This window comes from Butyricicoccus sp. OF27-2pH9A (genome assembly GCF_027693185.1).
In the GTDB taxonomy this organism is placed as follows: Bacteria; Bacillota; Clostridia; order Oscillospirales; family Butyricicoccaceae; genus Agathobaculum; species Agathobaculum butyriciproducens.
Genome location: NZ_JAQEXK010000002.1, coordinates 146475 through 171560, shown reverse-complemented (window position 1 = coordinate 171560; position 25086 = coordinate 146475). Strand labels below are relative to the sequence as shown.

Here is a 25086-nt window from a genome sequence, read left to right as displayed (position 1 = left end):
AAAGGAGGATTTGATGGAAATTTTATGTTACACGCTGTCTGCGGCGGTGCTGGTTTTGACCGGTGCAGTCATCTCCGGCGGTGTGGTTCTGCCGCGACGTTTGCCGAAGGAGCACATGGCAGAATCTACGCCGGAGGATACGCTCAGCCGCGATCTGGCGGCGCTGATGAACTACGGACGAGAGGAGGACAACGATGAAATTTGATCCGTCACCGACGGCAATCTGGAAGAAATATGAGCGTGACCGCGACTACAAGCGCTCGATCGGTTTATACGACCGTGTTCGACGCAACGAGGCGTTTTACCTCGGCAGGCAGTGGGAGGGTCTGCGCGTGCAGTCCCTCGACCCGCTGATCTTCAACGTGCTGCGCCGCTGCGTCAACCTGTTTGTGGCCATGCTGGTCTCCGACGATGTGGCGGTACGCGCCCAGCCGTTTGACATGGATGAGGACGGGCGGCAGACCGCGCATGTGCTCGAACGCGCGTTTGCATCCGCGATCGAGCGTTCGGGTGTCAAGGCACTCGGCCGCCCGCTGCTGAAAAACGCCTGTGTGGACGGCGATGCTTGCTTCTACATGCACTTTGATCCGGCGCTTGAGACCGGTCAGGCGGTTAAGGGCGATATTGCGGTGGAGCTGATTGATTCCACGAACATCTGCTTCGGCAACGCCGCCTGCGATGAGGTACAGCGCCAGCCGTACATTATCATTGCCATGCGGCGCGATGCAGATGAGGTGCGGCAGGAAGCGCGCGCCAACGGCATCTCTGCGAACGACGCGGAAGCCATTCGGCCGGATGATGTGGGCGAGTACCACCGTTACCGCACCTCGGCGGACGGCGAGCGCGTGACCGTACTGCTGCACATGCGCAGGACCGAGAACGGCATTGCCTTCTGCAAGACCACGCGAAACGCGGTCGTCATGCCCGAAAAGGTGCTTCCCTATCGGCTGTATCCGGTGACGCATCTGTGTTGGAACCGCGTGCACGGCTCGTGCCACGGCGAAAGTCCGCTGACTGAGGCCATTCCGAACCAGATTGCCATCAACAAGCTGTACTCGATGTACGTCCAGTGCATCAAGCAGGTGGCGTTCCCTAAGATCGTGTACGACATGACGCGGTTCCCGAACGGCTGGTCGAACGACGTCGGCAAGGCAATCGGCATGCGCGGCAACCCGAACGACGCCATCGCGGCGGCGTTCCGCGCACCGGATATCTCGGCGCAGGTGCTGCAGCTGCTCAAGCAAATGATGACCGATACCGCGGAACTCATGGGCGCAAGCGAAGCCGCACTCGGTACGGTCAATCCGGACAACACCTCGGCAATTATCGCGGTGCAGAACGCAACGGCGGCTCCGCTCGAGCTGACCAAAATGGAGTTCTATCGCTTTACTGAGGACTGGGCGCGCGTGTTTCTCGATCTGATGGGCGCGCACTACGGCGTGCGCACGCTCGTTCTGCCGAACGAGGACGGCGGCGAACCCGAAACATGCACGTTCGACTTCTCCACACTCGCCGGACAGGACATGCGCCTGCAGGTGGATGTCGGCGCGGCGAGCTACTGGTCCGAAACCATGCAGACAATGACAAACGATCATCTGCTGGAGAGCGGCGTTATTTCCGACCCGCTCGTATATCTGGAAAACGTACCGGATTATCAGGTACGCGGCAAACACGACCTGCTGCACGCACTTCGCGTACAGCGACAGCAGCAAAAGGAGGCAAACAGTAATGCAGAAAACAGCAATGAATCCTAATCCCGAGCAGGAAATGGCGGTCAATCCGTTCGCACAGGAGCAGGCGGCAGAAACCCAGCCGCAGGAAAATGCGCAGACCTATCCGGTCGAGGTGGACGGCGATATCGTCGAACTGACGCTCGAAGAGCTGATTGACGCAGCCGCACAGGGACTTTCCAAGCGTAACGCCTACATCCGCCGCAACCGCGCGGCAAACGCGATGCCGAACGGCCAGATCTACGCCGCATTCGTCGAGGAATATCCCGATGTCCGTCCCGAGGACATTCCGCAGCAGGTATGGGAGTGGGCGCAGCAGGAAGGCTCGCTCGTGTCCGCGTACCGCAAGTGGGAGATTGCCGAGCTGAGAGACGAACTCGCCGCCCTCGAGATGAACCAGAAGAACCGCCGTGCGGCGGTCGGTCCGGCGCAGTCGGACGGGGAACCCACGGGAGTGGATCCGGTTACCCTCGCTTTGCTCGGCAAGTAACATTCTCATTACTTCACGATTTAACATTTATATAGGAGGTAATTTTTTATGGCTATCAATCTCGCAAGCAAGTATTCCGACCAGATTGCAGAGGTATTCACCCGCGCGTCCTTCATCAAGGGCAAGACCGCCGAGACGTATGACCTGACCGGCGTGAAAACGCTCAAGGTTTACACCCCGATCACGGTGGAGGAGGTCGATTACGACCGTGACGGCGGTCTCAAGCGTTACGGCGATGTGACCGAAATGCAGGACGTGGTGCAGGAACTGACCATGACGCAGGACAAGGCGTTTACCCTGACCATCGACAAGGGCAACAACCTCGATCAGAATCTGGTCAAGAACGCCGCCGACATGCTGCGCCTGCAGCTGAATGAGAAGTCCACGCCGGCGGCAGACAAGTACGCATTCAAGCGCTTTGTCACCATGGCGGGCAGCATTGTGGAAAGTGCAAAGCCGACCAAGGCGAATATCATCAGCAAGATCGCAGACGCTTCTCAGGCGCTCGATGACGCGCTCGTGCCGGACGACAACCGCTATCTGTACCTGACGAGCGAAATGTACAAGCTGGTGTGCACCTCGGACGAGTTTGCAGGCGTGGATGTGCTGGCGCGTCAGTCCATCGCCAAGGGCGTGTGCGGCGAGGTATTCGGCATGAATGTCGTCCGCGTTCCCAAGAGCTATCTGCCGGAGGACGTGTACTTCCTCGTTGCACACAAGGATGCCGTACTCATGCCGTACAAGATTGCGGATGCCAAGGTGCACGAGGACCCGGTCGGCGTGTCCGGTGCGCTGATCGAGGGCCGTCACTACTACGACGCGTATGTGCTCGGCGCAAAGTGCGGCGGCGTATATGCACTGGTCGATGAGGACTGCCGCTCGAGCGCACCGACCATCAGCCAGGGCAAGATCACCGCGTTCGGCAAGGTGCGCTACACCCTGGACGGCTCGGATCCGCGCTACTCGGATTCCGCGAAGGATTACGTTGCCGGCACTGTGCTGACGCCGGAGACCGGCTGCAAGATCCGCGCATACTGCGTGCAGTCCGGCGCGTATCCGTCCGAGGTAGCGGAAGGCTAAATTCAAATAGCAGATAAGAGTTAGGAGTGAGGAGGTAGGAGGTAGGAGGTTTTCTTCGTTTACTCCCCACTCCTGCCTTCTAACTCCTCACTGTATCCAATGAACCCATCACAAAGGAGGTAACCCTATGACCGGAACCGAATGCTTTCGTGCAGCGCTGAATATTTTATCCGAAACACCGGACAGCGGTGTGTATTACGAGCAGTTTGCGCTCGGTGCGCTCAACCAGCTGTTAGCGAACAGCCTGCGCGAGATGAACGCAGAACGTGCGTCTGACGGCAAAGACGTGCTGCTTGTGCCGCCGCGCATGACGGCGCTGACCGAGGAGCTGCCCGCCGGCGACTGGCTGGCGCGCGAATGTTTTCCGTACGGACTGGCGGCGCTGCTTGTCGCAGATGACGACAAGGCCAAGTTTAACTGGGCGGCAACCGAGTACAGCGAACGCCTGCTGAGTCACTGTCCCGCGCAGTTTACCGCCGTGCAGGAGATGATTTAATGCGAAGCTATGAATTTCCCTATCCGGAGGCCGAGCAGCAGACCGTGGTCAGCCGGTTCGGCGGCATCGACTGCCGCACGCATCCGACCAAGGTTTCCCTCTCCCGCTCGCCGGATATGCAGAACATGATCTGCGACCAGAACGATTTTCTGGTAAAGCGCACCGGATGGCGCACACAGGCGCAGTTTAACGCACCCATCTATGGGTTATTCGCTATGCCGGATGGCATTGGCTGTGCCGTTCACGCAGGTGCAAAGCTGTATTTTCGGACACCGGACGGCACGCAGACCGAGCTGTGCGCGGACATGAACGAGGCGTTTTCCCAGTCGTTCACAGTGAAGGGTGTACTCTACCTGATGGACGGCAAAACCTATCGTGCGGTGCGCAAAAGCAGCAAAAACACGGTCTGGGAAGCCGTTTCCGTATCCGGCACAGCCTATGTGCCGACCACGACCATCTCTGCGGCGCCGACCGGCGGCGGCACCAGCTACGAGGCGGTAAATCTCTTGACGCCTAAGCGCATCAACACCTTTATCGGGGATGGCACGGCGACCCAGTTCAAGGTGGACGCGACCGACCTCGACGAGACAGCCGTCACGGCTGAGGTGAACGGCTCGGCGGTTACCGTTTCGGCGGTCAACCGCTCGACCGGTCTGGTAACGCTGGCCGCTGCTCCGGCAAACGGAAACGGACTGGCGAATGTGTCCATCGCGTTTGCCAAAACCGTCAGCGGGCATGCGGACAAGATCAACAAATGCCGCTTTGCCGGTCTGTACGGCGGCAAAAACGACACGCGCGTGTTCCTCTCCGGCAACCCGGACGAGCCGGACTGCGACTGGCAGAGCGGCCTATACGACCCGACCTACTTTCCGGACACCGGCTACACTCGCATGGGCACGGACGCATCTGCGATCGTCGGCTATCTCAAGCAGTACGAAAGTCAGGTAGTGGTCAAGTCCGGCGGCGCACAGGAGGCGACCAGTTATCTGCGCACCTACATGATGGCGGATGACGGTTCTGCGCTGTATCCGCTCAAGCAAGGTGCGCAAGGTGAAGGCGCGATTTCGAGCCGCTGCTTCGCCGTGCTGAACGACCTGCCGCTGTATCTCTCGGCAAGAGGTGTGCAGGGCGTGTACGGCACCGCCGTTGCCGAGCAGCGGACGATCCGCTCGGTATCCGATGCCATTGTGCCGAAATTATCGCAGGAGGCCGACCTCCAAAGTGCCTGTGCGGTGGTATTCGAGGGCAAATATTATCTGGCAGTGAACGGACACATTTATGTCGCAGACGGCTCTCTGACCGAGGAAAACGGCGATCCGGCGTGGTTTTTCTGGGTGAACGTGCCTGCACAGTGTCTGGCGGTGCTGAACAGTCATCTGTGGTTCGGCACGGCAGACGGCCGGCTGTGCCGTTTTGCCAAAAGCGAGGAGGAGCACGCCTATCTTGATGACACGGCGGCGATTGCCGCGTACTGGCGCACGCCTACCCTGCCCTTATCCGACTGGAGCCGCTTCAAGACTGTGCGGGACGTGATTCCGACGCTCATGCCGCATTCCCGCTCGGGCGCGACCGTGCAGTACGAGAACGAAAACGGTGTCCAGCTTGCGCTTTCCCGCAATATGGACCTGTTTTCCTTCCGCACACTGGATTTTTCGCGGTTCTCCTTCCGGTGCATTCCGGGTGCGGTGACGTACCGTACCCGCTGGAAGCAGCACCGTAGTCCGCTGTTTGCCGTGCGCATCGGCAACGACCGGCCGGATGAGCCGTTTGGTCTGCTCGCGCTCACCATCCGCTGGACACAGGGCCAGACCGTAATTTAGAAAGGAGGATTTCCCTTTGGCAATCATCAAATCAACTTCCGCGCGCCGAACATCAACGGTAAAGTCAACCGCGTCCAAGTCCGCTTCGTCTAAGACGGCGGCAAGCAAATCGACGTCGAGCAAGTCCTCCGGCACGCTCAATTCCAACGGCTACCGCGACAATTTTGACTACTCGGCGGCAATCGCCGGCACGACTGATTCAGCGAAACGCCAGCAGCTGCTGAGCGAACGCCAGAACAAGATTGACTCGCTCGGTCTCGGCGGCAAGGTTGCGTCCAACGACGCGGTTTCGACATGGAACGGCAGCTACCGTCCGTACTCGGTTTCAAGCACAACAACCGGTGCAAACCGCGTCAGCAGCCTGTATGACGCGGCGGAAAATGCCCGTTTCAAGCGATTTGAAACCGCCCGCAGCCGCATTGCAAAGCAGCTGGAGAGCAATCTCGTGTCCATCGAGAACGACTACGCCGCCGGTATGCGTCAGACCGATATCAATGCCCGACAGTCCGCAGTGAATAACGAGGAAAAGCTGGCGGCGCTCGGACTTAACATGGGCGCACGAGGGCAGGTAACCACCAGCGGTATGGCAGAGACCAGCCGTATCTCGGTGGACAACCGGTACCGCAGCGACCTGAATGCGCTCGGCCAGGCGCGTCTGTCCGCGCGTGCGGCGGCGCAGAATGCTGCCGATGAACAGACCGCAGCCGCCGAGAGCAGCTACTATACCGCATCGGAAAATGCAGCGCTCCAGCAGGCACAGGCGGCGCTGAGCCAGTTTAACGCCGACCGCGATTACGGCTTGTCCGTAGCCGGTCTGACCGGCTTCCTGAACGGCACGCCGACGCTGAACTGGCGCAATTATCAGCTGAATGTCAGCAGTGCGGCGGCGAATGCACAGACCCGTGCCTACGAGCAGGCGCTTGAGCGCTGGAAAACCAGCGGCTACGTACGGCAGGGTGACGCGGCGATCCTCGGTGTGCCTGCCGGAACGCCGACCGCCGATGTCAGCTATAAGAACGCAGCACTTGCGCTGCAGCGATGGAAGAACGGCTACGGCGGTTGATTTTCTCAAGTCGCGTCTATCCGAAAAAACAAATCACCTCTGCACACAAGGTGCAGAGGTGATTTATGATAAAGAAATGAAAATGTGAGCAATTTTATCCAAAACAGCCAGATTCCCCGTTCCAGCACAGAGAATTCGCTATGTTACTGCAGTTATGATAGCACAAGTTTGTCCGTCCGTCAACCCAAGCGCAAGAATTTACTATATATTCGCAAGAAATTTCTATATAAAAAGGCTCAATCATTATATCAGAAATCCTTCATCCCACAGCTTTTATGATTAAGCCATAAAAAACCGCACGCAAAAGCGTGCGGTTTTCTCATATTGCAGTAACGGTAAGGACGGAGACTTACTTGTTCTTCAGGTTGAAGAAAGCCTTCTTGCCCAGGAACTGTGCAACATCCTCGCCCAGCTCTTCCTCGATGCGGAGCAGCTGATTGTACTTTGCAACGCGGTCGGTACGAGACGGAGCACCGGTCTTAATCTGGCCAGCGTTCAGTGCAACAGCGATGTCAGCAATGGTAGCATCCTCGGTCTCGCCGGAACGGTGGGATACAACTGCAGTGTAGCCAGCGCGGTTAGCCATCTGGATAGCATCCAGGGTCTCGGTCAGGGAGCCGATCTGGTTAACCTTGATCAGGATGGAGTTAGCAACGCCAAGCTCGATGCCCTTGGACAGACGAGCGGTGTTGGTTACGAACAGGTCGTCGCCAACCAGCTGGATCTTGTCGCCCAGAGTCTTGGTCAGCATAGCCCAGCCTTCCCAATCTTCCTCTGCCATGCCGTCCTCGAGGGAGATGATCGGGTACTTCTCAGCGAAGTTCTTCCACATCTTAACCAGCTGCTGCTGAGTCAGCTTCTTGCCGGACTTCGGCTGGATATAGCACTTCTCCTCGTCGTTCCACCACTCGGAGGAAGCAGCGTCGATTGCGATCATGAAGTCCTCGCCCGGCTTGTAGCCAGCTTCTTCGATTGCCTGAACGATAACCTTCAGAGCGTCCTCGTCCTTCTTCAGGTTCGGAGCGTAGCCGCCCTCATCGCCTACACCTGCTGCCGGAGTGCCGTTCTCCTTCAGGGTGGTCTTCAGCTGATGGAATACCTCTGCACAGCGGCGCAGAGCCTCGCGGAAGGACGGAGCGGAAACCGGCATGATCATGAATTCCTGAATCTCAACGTTGTTGGTAGCGTGTGCGCCGCCGTTGAGGATGTTCATCATCGGCATCGGCAGGGTCTTAGCGTTGCAGCCGCCGATGTAGTTGTACAGCGGCAGGCTCAGAGCCTCTGCAGCAGCCTTGGCAACAGCCAGAGATACGCCGAGGATAGCGTTTGCGCCGAACTTGGTCTTGTTCGGGGTGCCGTCAGCCTCGATCATAGCCTTGTCGATTGCCTGCTGGTCGAGAGCGTTCATGCCGATAACAACCTCAGCGATCTCGCCGTTTACAGCGTCAACAGCCTTGAGTACGCCCTTGCCGTTGTAGCGGGACTTGTCGCCGTCACGCAGCTCGCAAGCCTCGAAGATACCGGTGGAAGCACCGGACGGAACAGCAGCGCGGCCCATGTATGCGCCGGTGTCGCCCTCAACGTAAACCTCAACCTCAACGGTCGGGTTGCCGCGGGAGTCCATAACTTCGCGGCCGATTACATCAACAATTTCAATGTAGCCCTTCATAATTCTTTCTCCTTCTTATTATAAAATAAAATGGTTGGCTAACGAAACAGCAAAAATCACATTTTTGCTGCGCCGCGCGCACGCGGCGATAAAATTCCCCATAAAAGTCCAGCTCTGCCGGACTTTTATACCACTGCTTCGGGACACGTGTCCCGAACCGTCTTTGCCGTGCAAAGATGAGGGGAATATCCGAAAAAGTTTCTTTGGGAACTTTTTCGGTATCTAAGGGGGACAGCGTCCCTCTCAGAGGCTCACTTTACAAGCAGCGAGTGACCCGTCATCTCCTCCGGCTGCTTGAGACCCATCATATCCAGCATGGTGGGAGCCAGATCAGCCAGTACGCCGCCTTCTGCCAGCTTGCCCTCGTGACCGATCATTACGAGCGGCACCGGGTTAGTAGAGTGTGCGGTGAACGGAGTAACACCATCGGCATCAAGCATCTGATCGACGTTGCCGTGGTCGGCGGTGATCAGGCACTGGCCGCCCATCTTGAGGATGGCATCAACGACCTTGCCTACACCGTCATCGGTAGCCTCGATAGCCTTGACTGCAGCCTCGAATACGCCGGTGTGACCGACCATATCGCAGTTTGCGAAGTTGAGAATAACAACGTCGTACTTGCCGGACAGGATGCGCTTTACGCACTCCTCGGTAACGGCAGGCTCGCTCATCTCCGGCTGGAGATCATAGGTTGCAACCTTCGGGGACGGGATCAGAGCACGATCCTCGCCCGGATACTCCTTCTCAACGCCGCCGTTGAAGAAGAACGTAACGTGTGCGTACTTCTCGGTCTCAGCAATGCGGAGCTGGGTCATACCCAGATCGGAGATATATTCACCGAACGTGTTCTTCAGGCTCTGCGGCTTGAAAGCGATTTCCACGCCCGGAATAGTAGCATCATACTGCGTCATGCAGACGTAGTGGATCTTAGGCTGTACGCGCTCAAAGCCGGTGAATTCCGGATCAACGAATGCACGGGTGATCTCACGTGCACGGTCGGGGCGGAAGTTTGCGAAGATGATCGCGTCGTCATCCTTGACGGTCGCGCCCTCGGTAACGATAACCGGAACAACGAACTCGTCGGTTACGCCGTTTGCATAGGACTGCTCCATGGCCTCGTGTGCGGTAGCAGCGTGCTCGCCTTCGCCGAGTGCAATGGCGTTGTACGCCTTCTGTACGCGATCCCAGCGGTTATCACGATCCATTGCGTAGTAACGGCCGGATACGGTTGCGATGCAGCCGACCTCGACAGCGTCGATCTTGGCCTGCAGGCGGTCGATATACTCGATACCGGACTGCGGCGGCGTGTCGCGGCCGTCCATGAAGCAGTGGAAGCAAACCTTGCGCAGACCATTGCGGCGTGCCAGCTCGAGCAGCGCGAACATGTGGTCAATGTGAGAATGCACACCGCCGTCAGACAGCAGACCGAAAATGTGCAGAGTGGAATCGAACCACTTGCACTGGTTGATCGCGCTCATCAGAGCCGGATTCTCGAAGAAATCGCCGTCCTGGATGGCCTTGGTGATGCGGGTCAGCTCCTGATATACAATGCGGCCTGCGCCGATGTTGGTGTGGCCAACCTCGGAGTTGCCCATCTGGCCGTCCGGCAGACCAACGTCCAGACCGGATGCACCAATATAGGTGAGCGGGTTCTCTGCGAAAATCTTATCGAGATTCGGCTTTTTAGCAGCCTCAATGGCGTTGCCCTTGGTCTCCTCGCGGTGGCCGAAGCCGTCCATGATGATCAGAGCGGTCGGCTTCTTCGGGCCCTCTGCCTTCTTGGCAGCAGCGGTGGCTGCCTTGGGCTTGCGGCCGCGCTTGGCTGCCGGCTTTTTCGCCTCAGTCTTGGCTGCAGTTGTCTTTGCCGCAGCGGTCTTGCGGGTACGCTTTGCCGCCGGCTTTTTTGCAGGAGCCGGATCTGCCAGAACATTAACCGGTGCGGAAGTCTTGATCTCGACTACCTCTACCTCCGGCATGCCCGGCATAGTGGTTTTTTTCATACTGATAAAACTCCTTTACAGAAGCGAACGATAAGAGAATAAAAGGGGACACGATATGCACCATGTCCCCCTCCGCAAAACGGTGAGGGAGCGTTTCCCTTTCCCGTATCCTTATCTTACTGGTTAGCTGCTTCTACGATGGTAGCGAAGTCAGCGCTCTTCAGGGAGGCACCGCCGATCAGGCCGCCGTCAACGTCCGGCTGAGCCAGCAGCTCGGAAGCGTTCTTCGCGTTCATAGAGCCGCCGTACTGGATGGTGATGCCGCGTGCAGCGCGTGCGCCATACTTCTCGCGCAGGCAGTCACGGATAGCGGAGCAAACCTCGTTAGCCTGCTCTGCGGTAGCGGTCTTGCCGGTACCGATTGCCCAGATCGGCTCGTAAGCGATAACGACCTTCTTGATGTCCTCAACAGCTACGTTCTGCAGAGCGATCTTGATCTGCTTGCGGATAACTTCCATGGTAACGTCCTGCTCGCGCTCGGTCAGAGACTCGCCTACGCACAGGATCGGGCGCAGACCGTTCTCGAGAGCGACCTGAACCTTCTTGCCGCAAGCCTCGTCGGTCTCGTTGAAGTACTGACGGCGCTCGGAGTGGCCGATGATAACGTACTTAACGCCCAGCTCCTTGAGCATGTCAGCGGAGATCTCGCCGGTGAACGCGCCGGACTTCTCGAAGTGCATGTTCTCAGCGCCGATTGCAATCTTGGAGCCCTTAGCAGCCTTTACAGCAGCCTGAATATCGGTGAACGGTACGCAAAGAACCATCTCGCACCACTTGGTCTTGGACAGGAGCGGCTTCATCTCTTCGATCAGAGCCTTTGCCTCTGCCGGAGTCTTGTTCATCTTCCAGTTGCCGGCGATAATGGTCTTACGATATCTGCGATTCATGTTGGTTTTACCCCTTTCAAACATTCGGACGGACATTTCCGTCTTAAATCTTTATGTATTTATACGGAGCGCTCAACAGAACGCGCTCCGATATAAAGCGTTCCTAATGGACTTACTTGTCCTGCAGGCATGCGATGCCCGGCAGCTCCAGACCCTCGAGGAACTCCAGAGAAGCGCCGCCGCCGGTGGAGATGTGGGTCATCTTGTCAGCAAAGCCCAGCTTCTCAACAGCAGCTGCGGAGTCGCCGCCGCCGATGATGGAAACAGCCTTGCTCTCAGCGATTGCCTTGGCAACAGCCTTGGTGCCGACTGCGAAGGTGTCAAACTCGAATACGCCCATCGGACCGTTCCAAACAACGGTGCCTGCGTCCTTAACAGCCTCGGAGAACAGCTCTACGGTCTTCGGGCCGATGTCCATGCCCATCATGTCAGCCGGGATCTTGCCAGCCTCGTATACGACCGGAGCAGCGTCCGCGCCGAAGTGATCTGCACAAACGGTATCAACCGGCAGGAGCAGCTTAACGCCCTTGTCAGCAGCCTTCTTGAGCAGGCCGAGTGCCAGCTCGATCTTGTCTTCCTCACAGAGAGAGGTGCCGATCTCGCCGCCCTTTGCCTTGGAGAAGGTGTAGGCCATGCCGCCGCCGATGATGATGGTGTCGCACTTGTCGATCAGGTTCTCGATAACGCCGATCTTGTCGGAAACCTTAGCGCCGCCCAGGATTGCAACGAACGGACGAGCCGGGTCGCTCAGAGCCTTGCCCATGATGGAGATTTCCTTCTTGATCAGGAAGCCGCATACAGCCGGCAGGTAATCTGCGATGCCTGCGGTGGAAGCGTGCGCACGGTGTGCGGTGCCGAATGCGTCGTTGACGTAAATGTCAGCCATGTCAGCCATAGCCTTTGCCAGCGCAGCGTCGTTCTTGGTCTCGCCCTTTTCAAAGCGAACATTCTCAAGCAGAACGACCTCGCCCGGCTTAACCTCAGCGGCCAGCTTCTTAGCATCCTCGCCTACAACGTCCTTTGCCAGCTTGACTTCCTTGCCAAGCAGCTCGCCCAGACGCTTAGCGACCGGAGCCAGCGAATACTTCATGTTTACTTCGCCCTTCGGACGGCCGAGGTGCGAGCACAGGATTACAGCAGCGTTGTGATCCAGCAGGTAGTTGATGGTCTCCAGCGAAGCACGGATGCGCTTGTCGTCGGTGATGTTGCCGTTCTCGTCCTGCGGTACGTTAAAATCGCAGCGGGCAATTACCTTCTTGCCGGATACGTCGATATCCTCAACGCTCTTCTTGTTATACTGCATAAATATCCCTCTCCTTTAAGATGTATTATAAAGTTACGATAAGGAACAAAAGCACGGTTGTTATTACTACAATAATTCCGTTTCCAATACAGAATTATACTCGTAATTCGTGTCATTCGCAAGCAAAATTGTGAAAATCATCACATTCCAACTCGCTTTTAGAGGATTTTTGCGTTTTTCGCCAAAAAGTTGCGAAATATTAAACAACATTCACAATTTTTGCATCAATCCCGCGGCGTTCCATAATACGCTACAGCCATCGCCAGCGGACCAGTATTTGTCAGAACCGAGGGACCGATCACTACGCGTTCCACATCGCGGAATCCAATTTCGGTACGCAGACGCTTTTCCATTTCATCCAGACGCTCGGCGGGTACGTCGCCGTAGAGCAGGATAGCCGTCTGCTTATCCGGCTGCACCACACGGGCGGAGACTTTTTTGCTCATTCCGGCAACGAGTGCCTTCTCACCGCGCACCTTGTCACACACCTTTACCGCACCATCATACACATGGCTGATGGGCTTGAGACCGAGCGCCTCACCCACGAAAGCCGCGCCGCCCGAAATACGGCCGGACTTCTTGAGGAACTTGAGGCTGTACACGCCGAGGTAAGCTTCCACGCGGTTAAGACGGCTCTTTACCACGCTGACGATTGCGTCGAAGCTCTCGCCCTGCTCGCGCATTTCGGCAGCCTTGACAACAATGTGTCCGTAAATGTAGGTGTAGGTCTTGGAGTCGATGACCTCGATGGTCATTTTGCCTTCCCCCTGCTCCTCTTCGAACATGGATTTTGCAAGGCACGCCGCCTGATAGGTACCCGAGCCACCGCCGTTGATGAGCACTGCCAGCAGATGCGTGCAGCCGCGCTCAAATGCACGATTGTAGGACTCGAGGAATACGGTCGGCGTAGTCATGGCCGTGCCGGGAATCTCGCTGCTGGTCTCGAGCAGCCTGCAGTAGTCCTCGGATGTGATGTCGTAATATTCGCGGAAGCTGCGTCCCTCATGCGTCAGCATGATCGGAACGATCTCGATTCCGTGGGCTTCCACCAGCTCGTGTGGAATATCCGACGAGGAATCGGTCAAAATATGAATCTTTTCCATGCTTTACTCCTTTATGCCTGCGGAAACGGTCCCGCAAGTCTCAGATTTTCAAAGCCGGTCTGCCGCAGTGCCTCAAACACAATAACAGCGACCGAGTTAGACAGATTAAGGCTGCGCGCGCCCTCTCTCATGGGAATGCGGACGCAGCGTTCCGGGTGCTCGATGAGCAGCGCTTCCGGCAGACCGCGGGGCTCTTTGCCGAACATCAGGTAGTCGCCGTCGCGGTATTCCACCTCATGATAGGCGTGCGGCGCCTTTGTTGTCGCATAGAAGTAGCGGCCGTCCGGATTTTTCTCAAAAAATTCATCCAGATTTTTATACATACGCACATCGAGCAGGTGCCAGTAATCCAGACCGGCCCGCTTCATGCGCTTGTCGTCGATAGCAAAGCCGAGCGGCTCGACCAGATGCAGCACACAGCCTGTCGCCGCACAGGTGCGGGCAATGTTGCCGGTGTTCTGCGGGATCTCCGGCTCGACCAAAACAATGTTGAGCATACTTTCGCCTCATTTACGAACTAAACTTCTTCTATTTTATGCGATAACACCGTATTTTTCAAGGTATATTCCCATTTTTTCGCAAAAAAGTTTCCTCTGAACACAAGATTCAGAGGAAATTTTCATGCACTATGCTAATTTTCTGATGATTTTGGATGAACGGCACATATCTTCAATTACTCAATATCCGCATAGACGCCATAGATATAGCCTTCCGCTGCGGCCTGCTCATCGGTCAGCACTTCGCCGGTAAGGCTCGGACCGGACGTATCGTCCTTGTATTCCACGCCCAGCTTGCCGGTGTGCAGCGTCATCGAGCGGGTCTGCTCCGAGCCGTCAGTAAAGGTGATGGTAACGGTCAGCTTTGCGCCCTCAAAGCCGTCCACGGCCGCGTGCCACGAATCCTGCAGATCATCGTCCGTAGTTTCCGGCTGGCTGGGCAGCCACAGACCGTAGCTGGTGTCCGGGTCGTACGCGTCGGTGAAGCCGTTGTCCAGCTTCCAGCACAGGTCGGCGTACATATGCATCTCGTCACTGCCCCAGACCATGATCCGGTCTGCGCCGTCGAGTTCGGGGTTCGTGCCCTGATGCATCGAGCGCACCCACTCGTCGCGGTCGGTGGATGTATCCTTGACGGTTTTCGTGCGGTAGACCGCGCCCTTGTCGATGGTCGCGGATATGGTTTTGATATTCTCGCCGGTCACCTTGAACAGACAGCCGGAGTAGAAACCCTTTTCCGGATCGTCTGCGCCGCTGCCGGTATCGAACACGATTTTGCTGTCCTTCGGCTGACGCAGCTCGCCGGTGTCGGCGGCATAGGCTGCAAAGCCGAATGTGTGACTGATGGCATCCGCTACGACTGCACTGCCGGTCTGCGCGGTGCCATTATGCGTGCGATAAACCGCCGTGCCGCCCAACACAATACCGAACGCGCAGGCTGCCGCCAGAAGGCGCTTTGCCATTCCCCACGGATGGCGCGGCACCGCATGCAGCGGTTCGTTCGTCAGCTTACGCGCTTCACGAGCTGCTGCCAGCGTGCGCTCCTTCAGCTCCTGCGGAGCCTTGATGTCCTTCAGTTCGTTCCAGTTGTTCTTCATCGTAAGATCCCTCCAAATCCAGCTTTAATTGCTTTCTTGCGCGATGCAGCCGCGTGCGTACCGTTGCCGGACGGCAGCCGACCATTTCCGCGATCTCCTCTGTGCGGTAGCCCTCCACATAGTGCAGCCACACCGCGATTCGCTGATCGTCCGGCAGTGCGTGTACCGCCTGCCACAGCTCGCTGCTGCTTTCCGGTTCCGGAGCGGCAGCATCCGCGGCAGCTTCCATCGGTGCGGTGCGCTTAAACCACGCCGACCGGCGAAGATCGGTGCACCGGCTGAGCGTTACGCGCAGCAGCCATGCTTTCAGATGCTCGGTGTCGCGGAAATCGGTGTCGTCCCGCAGCAGCCGGAGAAAGACTTCCTGATAGACGTCCTCTGCGTCCGCGCGGCTGTTCAGTCTGCACAAAGCTAAGCGATAGACCGCGTCGCCGCAGGTGTCCATCGCCTGCTGCAGAAATGCGTCCGACCTGAGTGTTGTCTGCATTGCTCTCTCCTCCTTTCACCACCAACACGTTTTGCAGCGGCAAATCGTTCCCGCTGCCGCCGGATTTTTTGAGATTTCGGCTTATTTTCCCTTTGCTTTGTGTTTACCTACAATTTACAGAGGTTATTCTTGTAATATATGCACAAAAACTTTCGCATTTTCTCTGGAACATTAAACAAAAAATCTATTGCATTTTTATCTAAAACGACTATAATAATAATTGTTCTAAGGAACACAACAAATCGACAATAACCAACAACCACATTGGTTTTTATATTTCATTTGCTCTCTTTTTTTCTTTTTTCTTTCTTTACTCTTTACCTGCTCTTTGAGGGAAAATCGCCGTCTGATTCATCAGGCGGCTTTTTTCCGTCTTGCGACAAAAAAGCTGCGGTTTAACCGCAGCTTTTTTAGTTTGTTCCGACAGTATGCGTTACAGTGCTGCCTGTGGTATCATACGGATACAGGGTATTCAGAGCCGCCGCAAGCGCCGGACTCTCCAGCGTATACCATCTGTCCTTGCCATGTAGTTCTGTTTTCAGCAGCAGCAACTCTTCTGAATCATTCCTGCACAGAAAGAGCATATGATCTGCTTCCGCGCTGTCTATTTGCACTGCAACGACGCACGGAATCCTGGTATTCGTGCCGTACGGTGTCCATCTGCCCGGAAAGCGCCGCTTGCCCTTACTGTCCGCAAGCAGCTTCGCGATTGTTTCCCGATTTTCCGCAGAAAGTGTGATTTCCTCCGACGGAAACGCATAGTTGTAGAGCGTGCCGCTCGTGATCGGCGTATAGCTGTACGCCTTCCACGAAAACGAGTCATCGACCGCGCAGCCGATGTTCCGCGCCGCAAAAAAGGTTCCGTAAACCCCGACCGCGCAGAGCAGCACAAGCAATCCCGCTGCCGCCGCATACTTGACCGATTTCTTCATCCTGTCTCCCTCTCTTCTCTCTATTCTTATCCTTGTACCATTATTATACAGGGCGGTCCTGCGGCTGTCAACCGGAGGTTCTGCGGATGCAAAAACGGCATCTTTCGATGCCGTTTTTTCTTATTTTTCCGCGAAAAAGTCTCTGGTCTGCTGCACATTTTCCTCGATGGCGGTCTTGAGCGCCTCCACCGATTCAAACTGCATTTCCGGACGCAGGAACTTATGCAGCTCCACATGGATCATCTTGCCGTACAGATCGCCCGCAAAGTCGAGCAGATGCGGCTCGATGGTCGGTGCACCGCCGTCTAAAAATGTCGGCTTTACACCGATATTGGTCGCTGCGATATAGCTCTGTCCGTCCACCAGAACGCGGGTTGCGTACACACCGTACGGCGGCAGCGCCATTTCGGTCGGCAGACGCAGATTGACCGTCGGTACCTGCAGCACGCTTGTGCCGACACGCCGTCCGTGCTCCACAATACCGGAAACCGTATACGGATGACCGAGAAACTTAGCCGCACCTTCCATATCGCCCTGCGAAATCAGCTGACGAATATAGGTGGAGGACACCACAATGCCGTCAATCTTGACATCCTCGATGCAGTCATAGCCGATGCCGGCCTTTTCACACTCAATAGCCATGCCTTCTGCGTTGCCCTGCCCCTTATAGCCGAAACGGTTATTGCGCCCCGAGATGATCCAGCCCGCGTTAAAGCGGCCGATGAGCAGCTTGTGGATAAAGTCGCGCCAGTCCATGTGCTGCATTTCATGGTCAAAGTGGCCGAAAATAACCTCGTCCACACCGCCGAGCTTTTTGATCTCCTCGGTGCGATATGCATTTGCGGTCAGCAGCGGCACCTGACGGCCCATAACGACCGAATCCGGATGCACATCAAACGTAAAAACCGCACTCGTGCCGCCGATTTGCTTGGCCCGCTCGACCGCACGCTGCATGAGCGCCCGATGCCCCAGATGCACGCCGTCAAAGTAGCCGAGCGCGATGGCACGCGGCTTTGTAACTTCTATCATAAGGGAATCCCCCTGAAAAAAATTGATAATTGAAAATTGAGAATTGAGAATGAATGCGGCGCTTCGCGCTTATTAAATCATCGCGCAAGGCGCGATACCTTCATTATCCATTTTCCATTTTCAATTCTCCATTTCTGTTTGTATGCAAAAACTTATCGGAAGTTTTTGTATACAAACAGACCCAAACCGCCCTTATCCAGCTCTCTCACCTGACCGAGCATAAGGAATTTATCCTGATGGTACACACGGCAGATGGTATCTGCGGTTTCCGGCAGGCTATCGGTCTGGCGCGGAAATACGACTGCGCCTCTCGCAATGCGCTCTGCGCCCTCGTCGGTGAGCGAAACGGCGGGTCTATCGGTAAACAGGCTGTCGGTTGGCAGCAGAAGCTGCTGCATGGTACCCTCTGCCATCGCCTGCTCACACTCGGCAAAGGTATGGCACTGCGCCAGCTCATACGCGCCCGAACGGGTGCGCTCCAGACTGTGCAGCACGGCCAGCGTGCCCAGCTTTTCGCCAAGGTCATTGACCAGTGTGCGGACATAGGTGCCCTTGCTGACCTTGCACCGCAGCGTGCCCTTCTGGGCATTCTCGTCGAAGTCGAGCAGGTCCATTTCGTGCACAATGATATCGCGCGCCGGACGCTCCACCTCCCTGCCCTTGCGGGCCAGATCGTACAGCTTCTGGCCGTTCACCTTGACCGCCGAATACATGGGCGGTACCTGCTGCTGCGGGCCGGCAAAGCGCCGTACCATCTGCTTTACTGCGTATTCCGCGGCGTATCGTTCGCTGGTCTGGAGCATTTCGCCGGTGACATCCTGCGTATCTGTGCAGTAGCCGAGCGTAAACCCGGCAACGTATTCCTTATCCTGCGCTGCGGCAAAATCTGCCGCCTTGGTCGCACCGCCGACAAACACCGGCAGAACACCGGTCGCCATCGGGTCGAGTGTGCCGCCGTGACCGATCCTGCGCGTGTGCAGAATACCGCGCAGCTTGGCAACCACATCGTGCGAGGTAAAGCCCTGCGGCTTGTTCATCAGCAGGATGCCGTTCAGGTCACTTTGCTGCATGAAACTGCTCCTCTGCCGCCTTCAGCATAGCAGCCTTGGCTTCCGCCATGCCGCAGGTGAAGCTTGCACCTGCCGCACGGACATGACCGCCGCCGCCGACCTTCTTGCAGATAGCAGCCGCGTCCATCTCCTTGGTGGTGCGGACGGAAACGCGAACCGTACCGTCCGGCTTCTCGGTCAGCGTGATGCCGATCTGTACGCCCTCAATCTGGCGCGTGAGCGATGCAATCGAGTCCAGATCGTCCATATCCGCGCCTGCATGGTCGATATCCCTGCGCCAGAGCACGGCAACCGCGATCGCGCCGTTCTCGTGGAACTCCATCGTATCAAATACAATGCGCTCCATCTCAAACCGCGGACGCGATTTGGTCTCAAACAGCACGCGGTTGATCTCACCGCCGTCGATACCGGCAGTCAGGCAGGCCGCCGCTACCGCATGCGAATGCGCGGTCGTATTCGAGAACTTAAAGCAGCCCGTATCGGTCGAAACACCGATATAAATGCACTCTGCAATGTCGGCCGTGAACTTAACACCGAGCGCCGTCAGCACATCGTACAGCACCTCGGCACAGCCGCCTGCATCCGGCCGGATGAGGTTTTTTTTGCCGAAGCCGTCGTTTGAGCCGTGATGGTCAATGACCAAATCGACCTTGCCCTTGTACGGCTCTGCCGTGTCCGGAAACAGCTTCTCCTCAGCGATATCAGTCGAAACCACATACGCCGGAACGAAATCCTCCGGCGGATAATACGGCACGATCAGCGGCGCATAACGCCTGGTGATCTCCGGATTTTCCAGAATATATGCGCGCTTGCCAATCTGCTGCAGACCGCGGCAGAGCGCACCGGCACAGCCTGCCGTGTCGCCGTCCGGTCTGCGGTGAGTCAGGATGAGAATGTCGTCCGCTGCCTGCAGCGCAGCAGCAGCGCCAGCAACGTCAACGATCATTCTGCGTCCTCCTCTCCCAGCTTGCCTTCATTTTTCAGCTCGTGCAGCACCTCGGAGATGTGTGCACCGTGGGTGATGGACTGATCCAGCTCAAATACCAGCTCCGGCGCGTAGCGCAGCTGTACCTTGTGGCCAACCTCGCGGCGCAGCCAGCCTGCAGCGGACTTCAGGCCCTTCATCACGTCCCTGGTCTGCTGCTCACTGCCGAGTACGGAAATATAGCACTTCGCATAACGCAGATCATTGGTAACATCGCAGTGTACCACGGAAACCATAGCCTCCTGCACACGCGGGTCCTTGACAGAGCGCATCGCCTCTGCCAGAGCCTTCATCACTTCTTCGGAAATACGATCAATTCGAGTAGACATTTTACAAATCAAACCTCCTTCGTGAGGATTGGTTAAATAATGGAGAATTGAGAATGGAAAATGGAGAATGATTCTCTATTTCCACTCTGCACATTCCCTCCGGTCGTATAGGAAAATGCGCTATCGCGCATTTTCACACGCACCGCAGTGCGTGATTCAATTCCCCATAAAAGTCCAGCTCCGCCGGACTTTTATACCACTGCCCGTGCCGCAGCGGCGCGGCCTCGTCCGCCGTGCGGACGAGAGGGGGGTATCGAAAAAAGTTTCCTCGGGAACTTTTTTCGTATATAGGGGGGATGAAATCCCCCCTATAAGGCGCTTTACTGCTTCACTTCTTCCATAACAAAGCACTCAATGATATCGCCTTCCTTGATATCATTGTAGTTCTCGATGCTCATGCCGCACTCATAAGAGGTTGCAACTTCCTTCACATCGTCCTTGAAGCGCTTGAGGGTATTCAGGTGGCCCTCGTGGAATACGATGCCGTCACGGACTACGCGAACCTCAGCGTTACGCTGAATCTTGCCGTCCTGTACATAGCAGCCTGCAACCGCGCCTGCGCCGGTGATCTTGAACACCTGACGAACCTCTGCGTGGCCGAGAACAACTTCCTTGAACTTCGGCTCGAGCATGCCCTTCATGGCCTGCTCCATCTCCTCGATGGCATCATAAATAACGCGGTACATACGCATATCAACGCCCTGCTGTGCAGCGGAGTCGGTAGCGGTGCGGTCCGGACGAACGTTAAAGCCAACAATGATCGCGCCGGAAGCAGCAGCCAGCATAACGTCGGACTCGTTGATGGCGCCAACGGCACCGTGAATAACGCGCACGCGAACCTCTTCGTTGGTCAGCTTCTCGAGAGAGGAACGAACCGCCTCGACAGAGCCCTGAACGTCTGCCTTGACGATGATATTCAGCTCCTTCATCTCGCCCTGCTGGATGGAATCGAACAGGTTATCGAGCGTTACCTTGTGGAACAGCTTGTTGCGCTCTTCCTTCTCCTTGTCCTTGCGCTGCTCAACCAGCTCACGAGCCATCTTCTCGTCGTCTACGGCGTCAAAGATGTCGCCTGCACCCGGAACCTCAGCCAGACCGATGATCTCGACCGGAACGGACGGGCCTGCGGACTCAATCTTCTTGCCGTCGTCGTTGGTCATTGCGCGAACGCGGCCGACAGAGGTACCCGCGATAACGGTATCGCCTGCATGCAGGGTGCCGTTCTGTACCAGAAGGGTTGCAACCGGACCACGGCCCTTATCCAGCTTTGCCTCGATGACGGTACCGTGCGCCTTGCGGTTCGGGTTTGCCTTGAGGTCAGCCATTTCAGCAGTCAGCAGTACCATTTCGAGCAGGTTGTCAATGCCCTGACCGAACTTTGCGGAGATGTTGCAGACGATGGTCTGACCGCCCCACTCCTCCGGTACCAGTTCGTACTCGGTCAGCTGCTGCAGAACACGATCCGGGTTTGCACCCTGCTTGTCGATCTTATTTACAGCAACGATGATCGGCACGTTTGCTGCCTTGGCGTGGTTGATCGCCTCGATGGTCTGCGGCATAACGCCGTCGTCGGCTGCAACGACCAGAATGGCGATATCGGTTACCTGCGCACCGCGTGCACGCATGGAGGTAAACGCAGCGTGACCCGGGGTATCGAGGAAGGTGATCGGCTTGCCGCCAATCTTAACGCGGTATGCGCCGATGTGCTGGGTAATGCCGCCGGCCTCGCCCTCGATGACCTTGGTCTTGCGGATCGCGTCGAGCAGAGAGGTCTTGCCGTGGTCAACGTGGCCCATAACAACAACGACCGGATCGCGCGGCTGCAGCTCCTCTTCCTTGTCCTCGTGCTCATCGAACAGCTGCTCCTCGATGGTAACGTGTACTTCCTTCTCAACCTTGCAGCCCATTTCCTCTGCAACGATGGCTGCGGTATCGTAGTCGATCACCTCGGAGATGGACGCCATAACGCCCAGCTTGATGAGACCCTTGATAACATCCGCTGCGGTGCGCTTCATACGGGAAGCCAGCTCACCGACGGAAATCTCCTCCGGAATCATTACCTTTACCGGAATCTTCTTAAGTGCTGCCATCTGCTGCTGACGCTGCAGGCGGCGCATCTTCTCCTGCTCCTCCTGACGGCGCTTGTTGCCGAACGGCTTGGAGCGCTGGTCGGACTTCTTGGTCAGCTTCTGCTTCTTGCTGCCCTTGGACTCCATTCGCTCGGCCTTTGCGTCAACCAGCTTATCTACATGATCATCATATTTTGCAAGGTTTACGTCGCCGGTGCCGCGGGTATCAATGCGGTGAACCTGCTTTACCTTGCTCTGTGTCGGCTGCTGCTGCACGATAGGCTCCTCTCTCTTGGACTCGGTCTGCTGTTTGGTTTCCGCCTTGGACTGCTCCGGCTTCTTGCGGGATGCGCCCTGTGCGTTCAGCGTACCTTCCATGTCACTTACTTGATTATGCTGGGTGAGATACTCGAAAATGACCGACAGGTCGGTATCGTCAAGCACCTGCATGTGGTTCTTCGGTGCAGAGCGATACTTCGTCAGGATTTCGGTGATCTCCTTGGTGGATACGCCGAAGTCCTTCGCGACCTCGTGTACCCGATATTTATTGTCTAATGCCATGGGCAATAACCTCCTTACACACTTCGTTCAAAACCACGGTTTTGAACGAGAGAGGACGTACCGAACAATGTTCGGATACGTCCAAAGCTGCGAAAAGTTCCTCCTGTGTCGAAACTTTTCTCCGCTCTGGTATCAAATGCACGGGCAAAGCTCGCACATTTGATGCAAAGCTATGCTTTGCTATTGAAATGCGCGCTGCAGCGCGGGAAATTACGTTTTATTGCGGAAGCTGCGCTTGCCGCTGTTGAAGCTCGGCTTGCCGGCACCGCTTTTACGGTACGGGCGGCGTTCGCCGTCCTTGCGGAACGGGCGCTTCTCACCGTCGTTCTTACGATACGGACGGTCGCCTTCCTTGCGGAACGGGCGCTTCTCTCCGTCGTTCTTGCGATACGGACGATATTCGCCGTCCTTGCGGAACGGGCGCTTCTCACCGTCGTTCTTGCGATACGAACGATATTCGCCGTCCTTGTGGAACGGGCGCTTCTCGCCGTCGTTCTTACGATACGGACGATATTCGCCGTCCTTTCGGAACGGGCGCTTCTCGCCGGACGGCTTACGGTAGGTGCGCTTGGGCTTCTCCTCTGCCGATTTTTCGGTCTTGACCGGCGCTTCCTCGGTCTTTTCCGCCTTATCCTTATGCTTTTTGACGCCTCTGCGGGACTGGATCTTTGCGTTTTTTTCGCTAAGCTGCTGCGCCACTTCGGCGTATGCAGGATCCTGCTCCGCCAGCTTGTTTACAGCTGCTGCCGCCATACCGATGTCCGCTACCGCGCACATCGCGCAGCCTGCCTTGCCGATCGCGCTGCCGAGTTCCAGCTTGCCGTGCGGCAGCGTCACGCACGGAACATTGGCCTTATCGGCGTAAAATGCGGCTTTTTTCGCTGCATTTGCGCCTGCGTCACCCGCAATGAACACACATCGGGTCTTGTGGTCAAAGCACGCCTCGCGCACCAGCTCGTCGCCGTAGGCCAGCTTGCCGGCACGGCGTGCCAGACCGAGCATTCTCAGAACCGGATCAGTTGCCATTTGCACCCTCCTGTTCCATCTGCTGCTCGAGCTGGTCGTAAACCGACTCGGGCACCTCTACACTGAGCGCACGCTCGATCGCACGGCTCTTGCGGGCCTTTTTCAGACATTCCGGCTTGCCGCACAGATATGCGCCGCGGCCGGGTGCCTTGCCCTTGAAATCCAGCGAAAGCTCGCCTTCCGGCGAACGCACCACGCGGATCAGCTCCCGTTTCGGGAACATTTCACGGCAGCCGAGGCACTGCCGCATGGGAATCTTCTTCTGTACCATATTCTGCCGCACCTCCGCTTGCTTATTCGCCCTGAGACTCAGGAGCGATATCGATCTTGCAGCCGGTCAGCTTGGCAGCCAGACGCGCGTTCTGGCCTTCCTTGCCGATAGCAAGCGACAGCTGATCGTCCGGAACGATGACGCGGCAGGACTTGTTGTCCGCCTGCATGGTGGCATTGATAACATCAGCCGGAGCGAGTGCCGCAGAAACGAACTGCGCCATATCCTCGTTCCACTTGATGATATCGATCTTCTCGCCGTTCAGCTCGCCGGTGATATTGGCAACACGCGCACCGCGGGTACCAACGCATGCGCCGATCGGATCCACGTTCTCATCGTGAGAAACAACAGCGATCTTGGTGCGGTTGCCTGCCTCACGCGCGATGGACTTAACCTCGACGATACCGGAGTGGATCTCCGGCACCTCCAGCTCAAACAGACGCTTAACCAGACCCGGGTGGGTGCGGGAAACAACGACCTGCGGGCCGCGGGTGCCGCGGCGAACCTCGATGAGGTAAACCTTCAGGCGCTGACCCTCGGTCAGGACCTCACCGCGCACCTGCTCGGAAGCCGCCAGAACAGCCTCGCTCTTCTCACCGCCGGAAACAACATCCAGATAAGCGGTGCCGGAGCGCGGATCGATGCGGGCAACCACGCCGTTCAGGATCTCGTGCTCCTTGCTCTCGAACTCGGAGATAACCATGCCGCGCTCTGCCTCGCGGATGCCCTGGATGATAACCTGCTTTGCAGTCTGGGCAGCAATGCGGCCGAAGGACTTGGTCGGGATGTCGATATCAATGATATCGCCTACCATCGGGTTATTCTTGTACTCGGCAGCCTCCTCAAGAGTAATCTCCTCGTACGGCTCGTACAGGTCCTCCGCCTTGACAACCGTCTTGCGGACAAACATGTGAATGGTCTTCTTGTCGCGATCCGGCTCAACGTAAACATTGTCGGTCATGCCGTCGTTATCGCGCTTGTAGGCGGTGATCAGCGCCTGACCTACACGGTCGAGCATATAGTCTACCGGAATGCCTTTTTCCTTTTCCAGCTGTTCCAGCGCGTCAAAAAATTCTGCGTTAACCATTTTTT

The 25086-nt window shown here is 56.8% G+C and carries 24 protein-coding genes; 7 read left to right on the top strand and 17 right to left on the bottom strand.

The features are described 5' to 3' along the window. Positions 1–13 precede the first annotated feature (13 nt). The 7 genes from PG722_RS02870 (at position 14) to PG722_RS02840 (ending at position 6679) form a co-directional block, all read left to right on the top strand. Positions 14–205 (top strand): hypothetical protein, encoded by a 192-nt coding sequence (locus PG722_RS02870; RefSeq protein ID WP_270579590.1) that lies wholly within the window; start codon positions 14–16, stop codon positions 203–205. After that, on the top strand, positions 195–1754 hold the full coding sequence (locus tag PG722_RS02865) for a hypothetical protein (RefSeq protein ID WP_270579589.1): 1560 nt from the start codon (positions 195–197) through the stop codon (positions 1752–1754). Before PG722_RS02870 ends, PG722_RS02865 begins: the two co-directional genes overlap by 11 nt. Next, a complete protein-coding gene (locus tag PG722_RS02860) occupies positions 1729–2220 on the top strand; it encodes a hypothetical protein (protein ID WP_270579587.1) in 492 nt (163 codons plus the stop codon). The genes PG722_RS02865 and PG722_RS02860 overlap by 26 nt, the downstream gene beginning before the upstream one ends. A gap of 48 nt (positions 2221–2268) precedes the next feature. Next, positions 2269–3300: an FN3 associated domain-containing protein gene (locus PG722_RS02855; protein WP_117751069.1), complete on the top strand. Its 1032-nt coding sequence runs from the start codon at positions 2269–2271 to the stop codon at positions 3298–3300. Between the two features lie 127 nt (positions 3301–3427). After that, positions 3428–3796 carry a hypothetical protein gene (locus PG722_RS02850; RefSeq protein WP_110435363.1) on the top strand — a complete coding sequence of 123 codons (369 nt, stop codon included), beginning with the start codon at positions 3428–3430 and terminating at the stop codon, positions 3794–3796. After that, positions 3796–5616 (top strand): hypothetical protein, encoded by a 1821-nt coding sequence (locus tag PG722_RS02845; RefSeq protein WP_270579586.1) that lies wholly within the window; start codon positions 3796–3798, stop codon positions 5614–5616. The genes PG722_RS02850 and PG722_RS02845 overlap by 1 nt, the downstream gene beginning before the upstream one ends. Positions 5617–5632: 16 nt before the next feature. After that, positions 5633–6679 (top strand): hypothetical protein, encoded by a 1047-nt coding sequence (locus PG722_RS02840; protein WP_270579585.1) that lies wholly within the window; start codon positions 5633–5635, stop codon positions 6677–6679. 349 nt (positions 6680–7028) lie between these two features. On the opposite strand, the gene eno is transcribed toward PG722_RS02840, so the two are convergent. From eno to nusA, 17 genes are all read right to left on the bottom strand, one after another. After that, positions 7029–8348, bottom strand: coding sequence for a phosphopyruvate hydratase (gene eno, locus PG722_RS02835; protein WP_117489732.1), 1320 nt, complete (start codon positions 8346–8348; stop codon positions 7029–7031). Positions 8349–8599: 251 nt separating this feature from the next. Beyond that, positions 8600–10348: a 2,3-bisphosphoglycerate-independent phosphoglycerate mutase gene (gene gpmI / locus PG722_RS02830; RefSeq protein WP_270579583.1), complete on the bottom strand. Its 1749-nt coding sequence runs from the start codon at positions 10346–10348 to the stop codon at positions 8600–8602. 116 nt (positions 10349–10464) lie between these two features. Continuing rightward, the gene (tpiA, locus tag PG722_RS02825) at positions 10465–11235 is read right to left on the bottom strand and encodes a triose-phosphate isomerase (protein ID WP_110435367.1); all 771 of its coding nucleotides are present in this window, start codon (positions 11233–11235) and stop codon (positions 10465–10467) included. Positions 11236–11347: 112 nt separating this feature from the next. Continuing rightward, on the bottom strand, positions 11348–12538 hold the full coding sequence (locus tag PG722_RS02820; RefSeq protein WP_118728802.1) for a phosphoglycerate kinase: 1191 nt from the start codon (positions 12536–12538) through the stop codon (positions 11348–11350). A gap of 224 nt (positions 12539–12762) precedes the next feature. Beyond that, complete coding sequence (locus tag PG722_RS02815; RefSeq protein ID WP_118360007.1) at positions 12763–13641, bottom strand: DegV family protein; 879 nt, start codon at positions 13639–13641, stop codon at positions 12763–12765. Positions 13642–13652: 11 nt separating this feature from the next. Then, a complete protein-coding gene (gene trmL / locus PG722_RS02810; RefSeq protein WP_270417814.1) occupies positions 13653–14138 on the bottom strand; it encodes a tRNA (uridine(34)/cytosine(34)/5-carboxymethylaminomethyluridine(34)-2'-O)-methyltransferase TrmL in 486 nt (161 codons plus the stop codon). Between the two features lie 176 nt (positions 14139–14314). Further along, entirely contained in the window at positions 14315–15235 is a 921-nt protein-coding gene (locus tag PG722_RS02805) for a hypothetical protein (protein ID WP_116704730.1), read from the bottom strand. Beyond that, positions 15156–15722, bottom strand: a complete 567-nt coding sequence (locus tag PG722_RS02800; RefSeq protein WP_270579582.1) for an RNA polymerase sigma factor — start codon at positions 15720–15722, stop codon at positions 15156–15158. Before PG722_RS02800 ends, PG722_RS02805 begins: the two co-directional genes overlap by 80 nt. Positions 15723–16132: 410 nt before the next feature. Continuing rightward, complete coding sequence (locus PG722_RS02795; protein ID WP_270579581.1) at positions 16133–16654, bottom strand: hypothetical protein; 522 nt, start codon at positions 16652–16654, stop codon at positions 16133–16135. Positions 16655–16774: 120 nt separating this feature from the next. Beyond that, the gene (gene ribF, locus PG722_RS02790; RefSeq protein WP_117751078.1) at positions 16775–17683 is read right to left on the bottom strand and encodes a riboflavin biosynthesis protein RibF; all 909 of its coding nucleotides are present in this window, start codon (positions 17681–17683) and stop codon (positions 16775–16777) included. A gap of 152 nt (positions 17684–17835) precedes the next feature. Further along, positions 17836–18753: a tRNA pseudouridine(55) synthase TruB gene (gene truB / locus PG722_RS02785; RefSeq protein WP_270579580.1), complete on the bottom strand. Its 918-nt coding sequence runs from the start codon at positions 18751–18753 to the stop codon at positions 17836–17838. Next, positions 18740–19699 carry a DHH family phosphoesterase gene (locus tag PG722_RS02780; RefSeq protein ID WP_110435376.1) on the bottom strand — a complete coding sequence of 320 codons (960 nt, stop codon included), beginning with the start codon at positions 19697–19699 and terminating at the stop codon, positions 18740–18742. Before PG722_RS02780 ends, truB begins: the two co-directional genes overlap by 14 nt. After that, positions 19696–20067: a 30S ribosome-binding factor RbfA gene (gene rbfA / locus PG722_RS02775; protein ID WP_117555081.1), complete on the bottom strand. Its 372-nt coding sequence runs from the start codon at positions 20065–20067 to the stop codon at positions 19696–19698. The genes PG722_RS02780 and rbfA overlap by 4 nt, the downstream gene beginning before the upstream one ends. Before the next feature lie 320 nt (positions 20068–20387). Then, positions 20388–22697, bottom strand: a complete 2310-nt coding sequence (gene infB / locus PG722_RS02770) for a translation initiation factor IF-2 (RefSeq protein ID WP_118284631.1) — start codon at positions 22695–22697, stop codon at positions 20388–20390. Between the two features lie 210 nt (positions 22698–22907). Then, positions 22908–23723 (bottom strand): ribosomal L7Ae/L30e/S12e/Gadd45 family protein, encoded by an 816-nt coding sequence (locus tag PG722_RS02765; protein WP_270579579.1) that lies wholly within the window; start codon positions 23721–23723, stop codon positions 22908–22910. Continuing rightward, positions 23713–23994, bottom strand: a complete 282-nt coding sequence (gene rnpM / locus PG722_RS02760) for an RNase P modulator RnpM (RefSeq protein WP_117489855.1) — start codon at positions 23992–23994, stop codon at positions 23713–23715. The genes PG722_RS02765 and rnpM overlap by 11 nt, the downstream gene beginning before the upstream one ends. Before the next feature lie 22 nt (positions 23995–24016). Further along, positions 24017–25081, bottom strand: coding sequence for a transcription termination factor NusA (nusA, locus tag PG722_RS02755; protein ID WP_110435381.1), 1065 nt, complete (start codon positions 25079–25081; stop codon positions 24017–24019). Positions 25082–25086 lie beyond the last annotated feature (5 nt).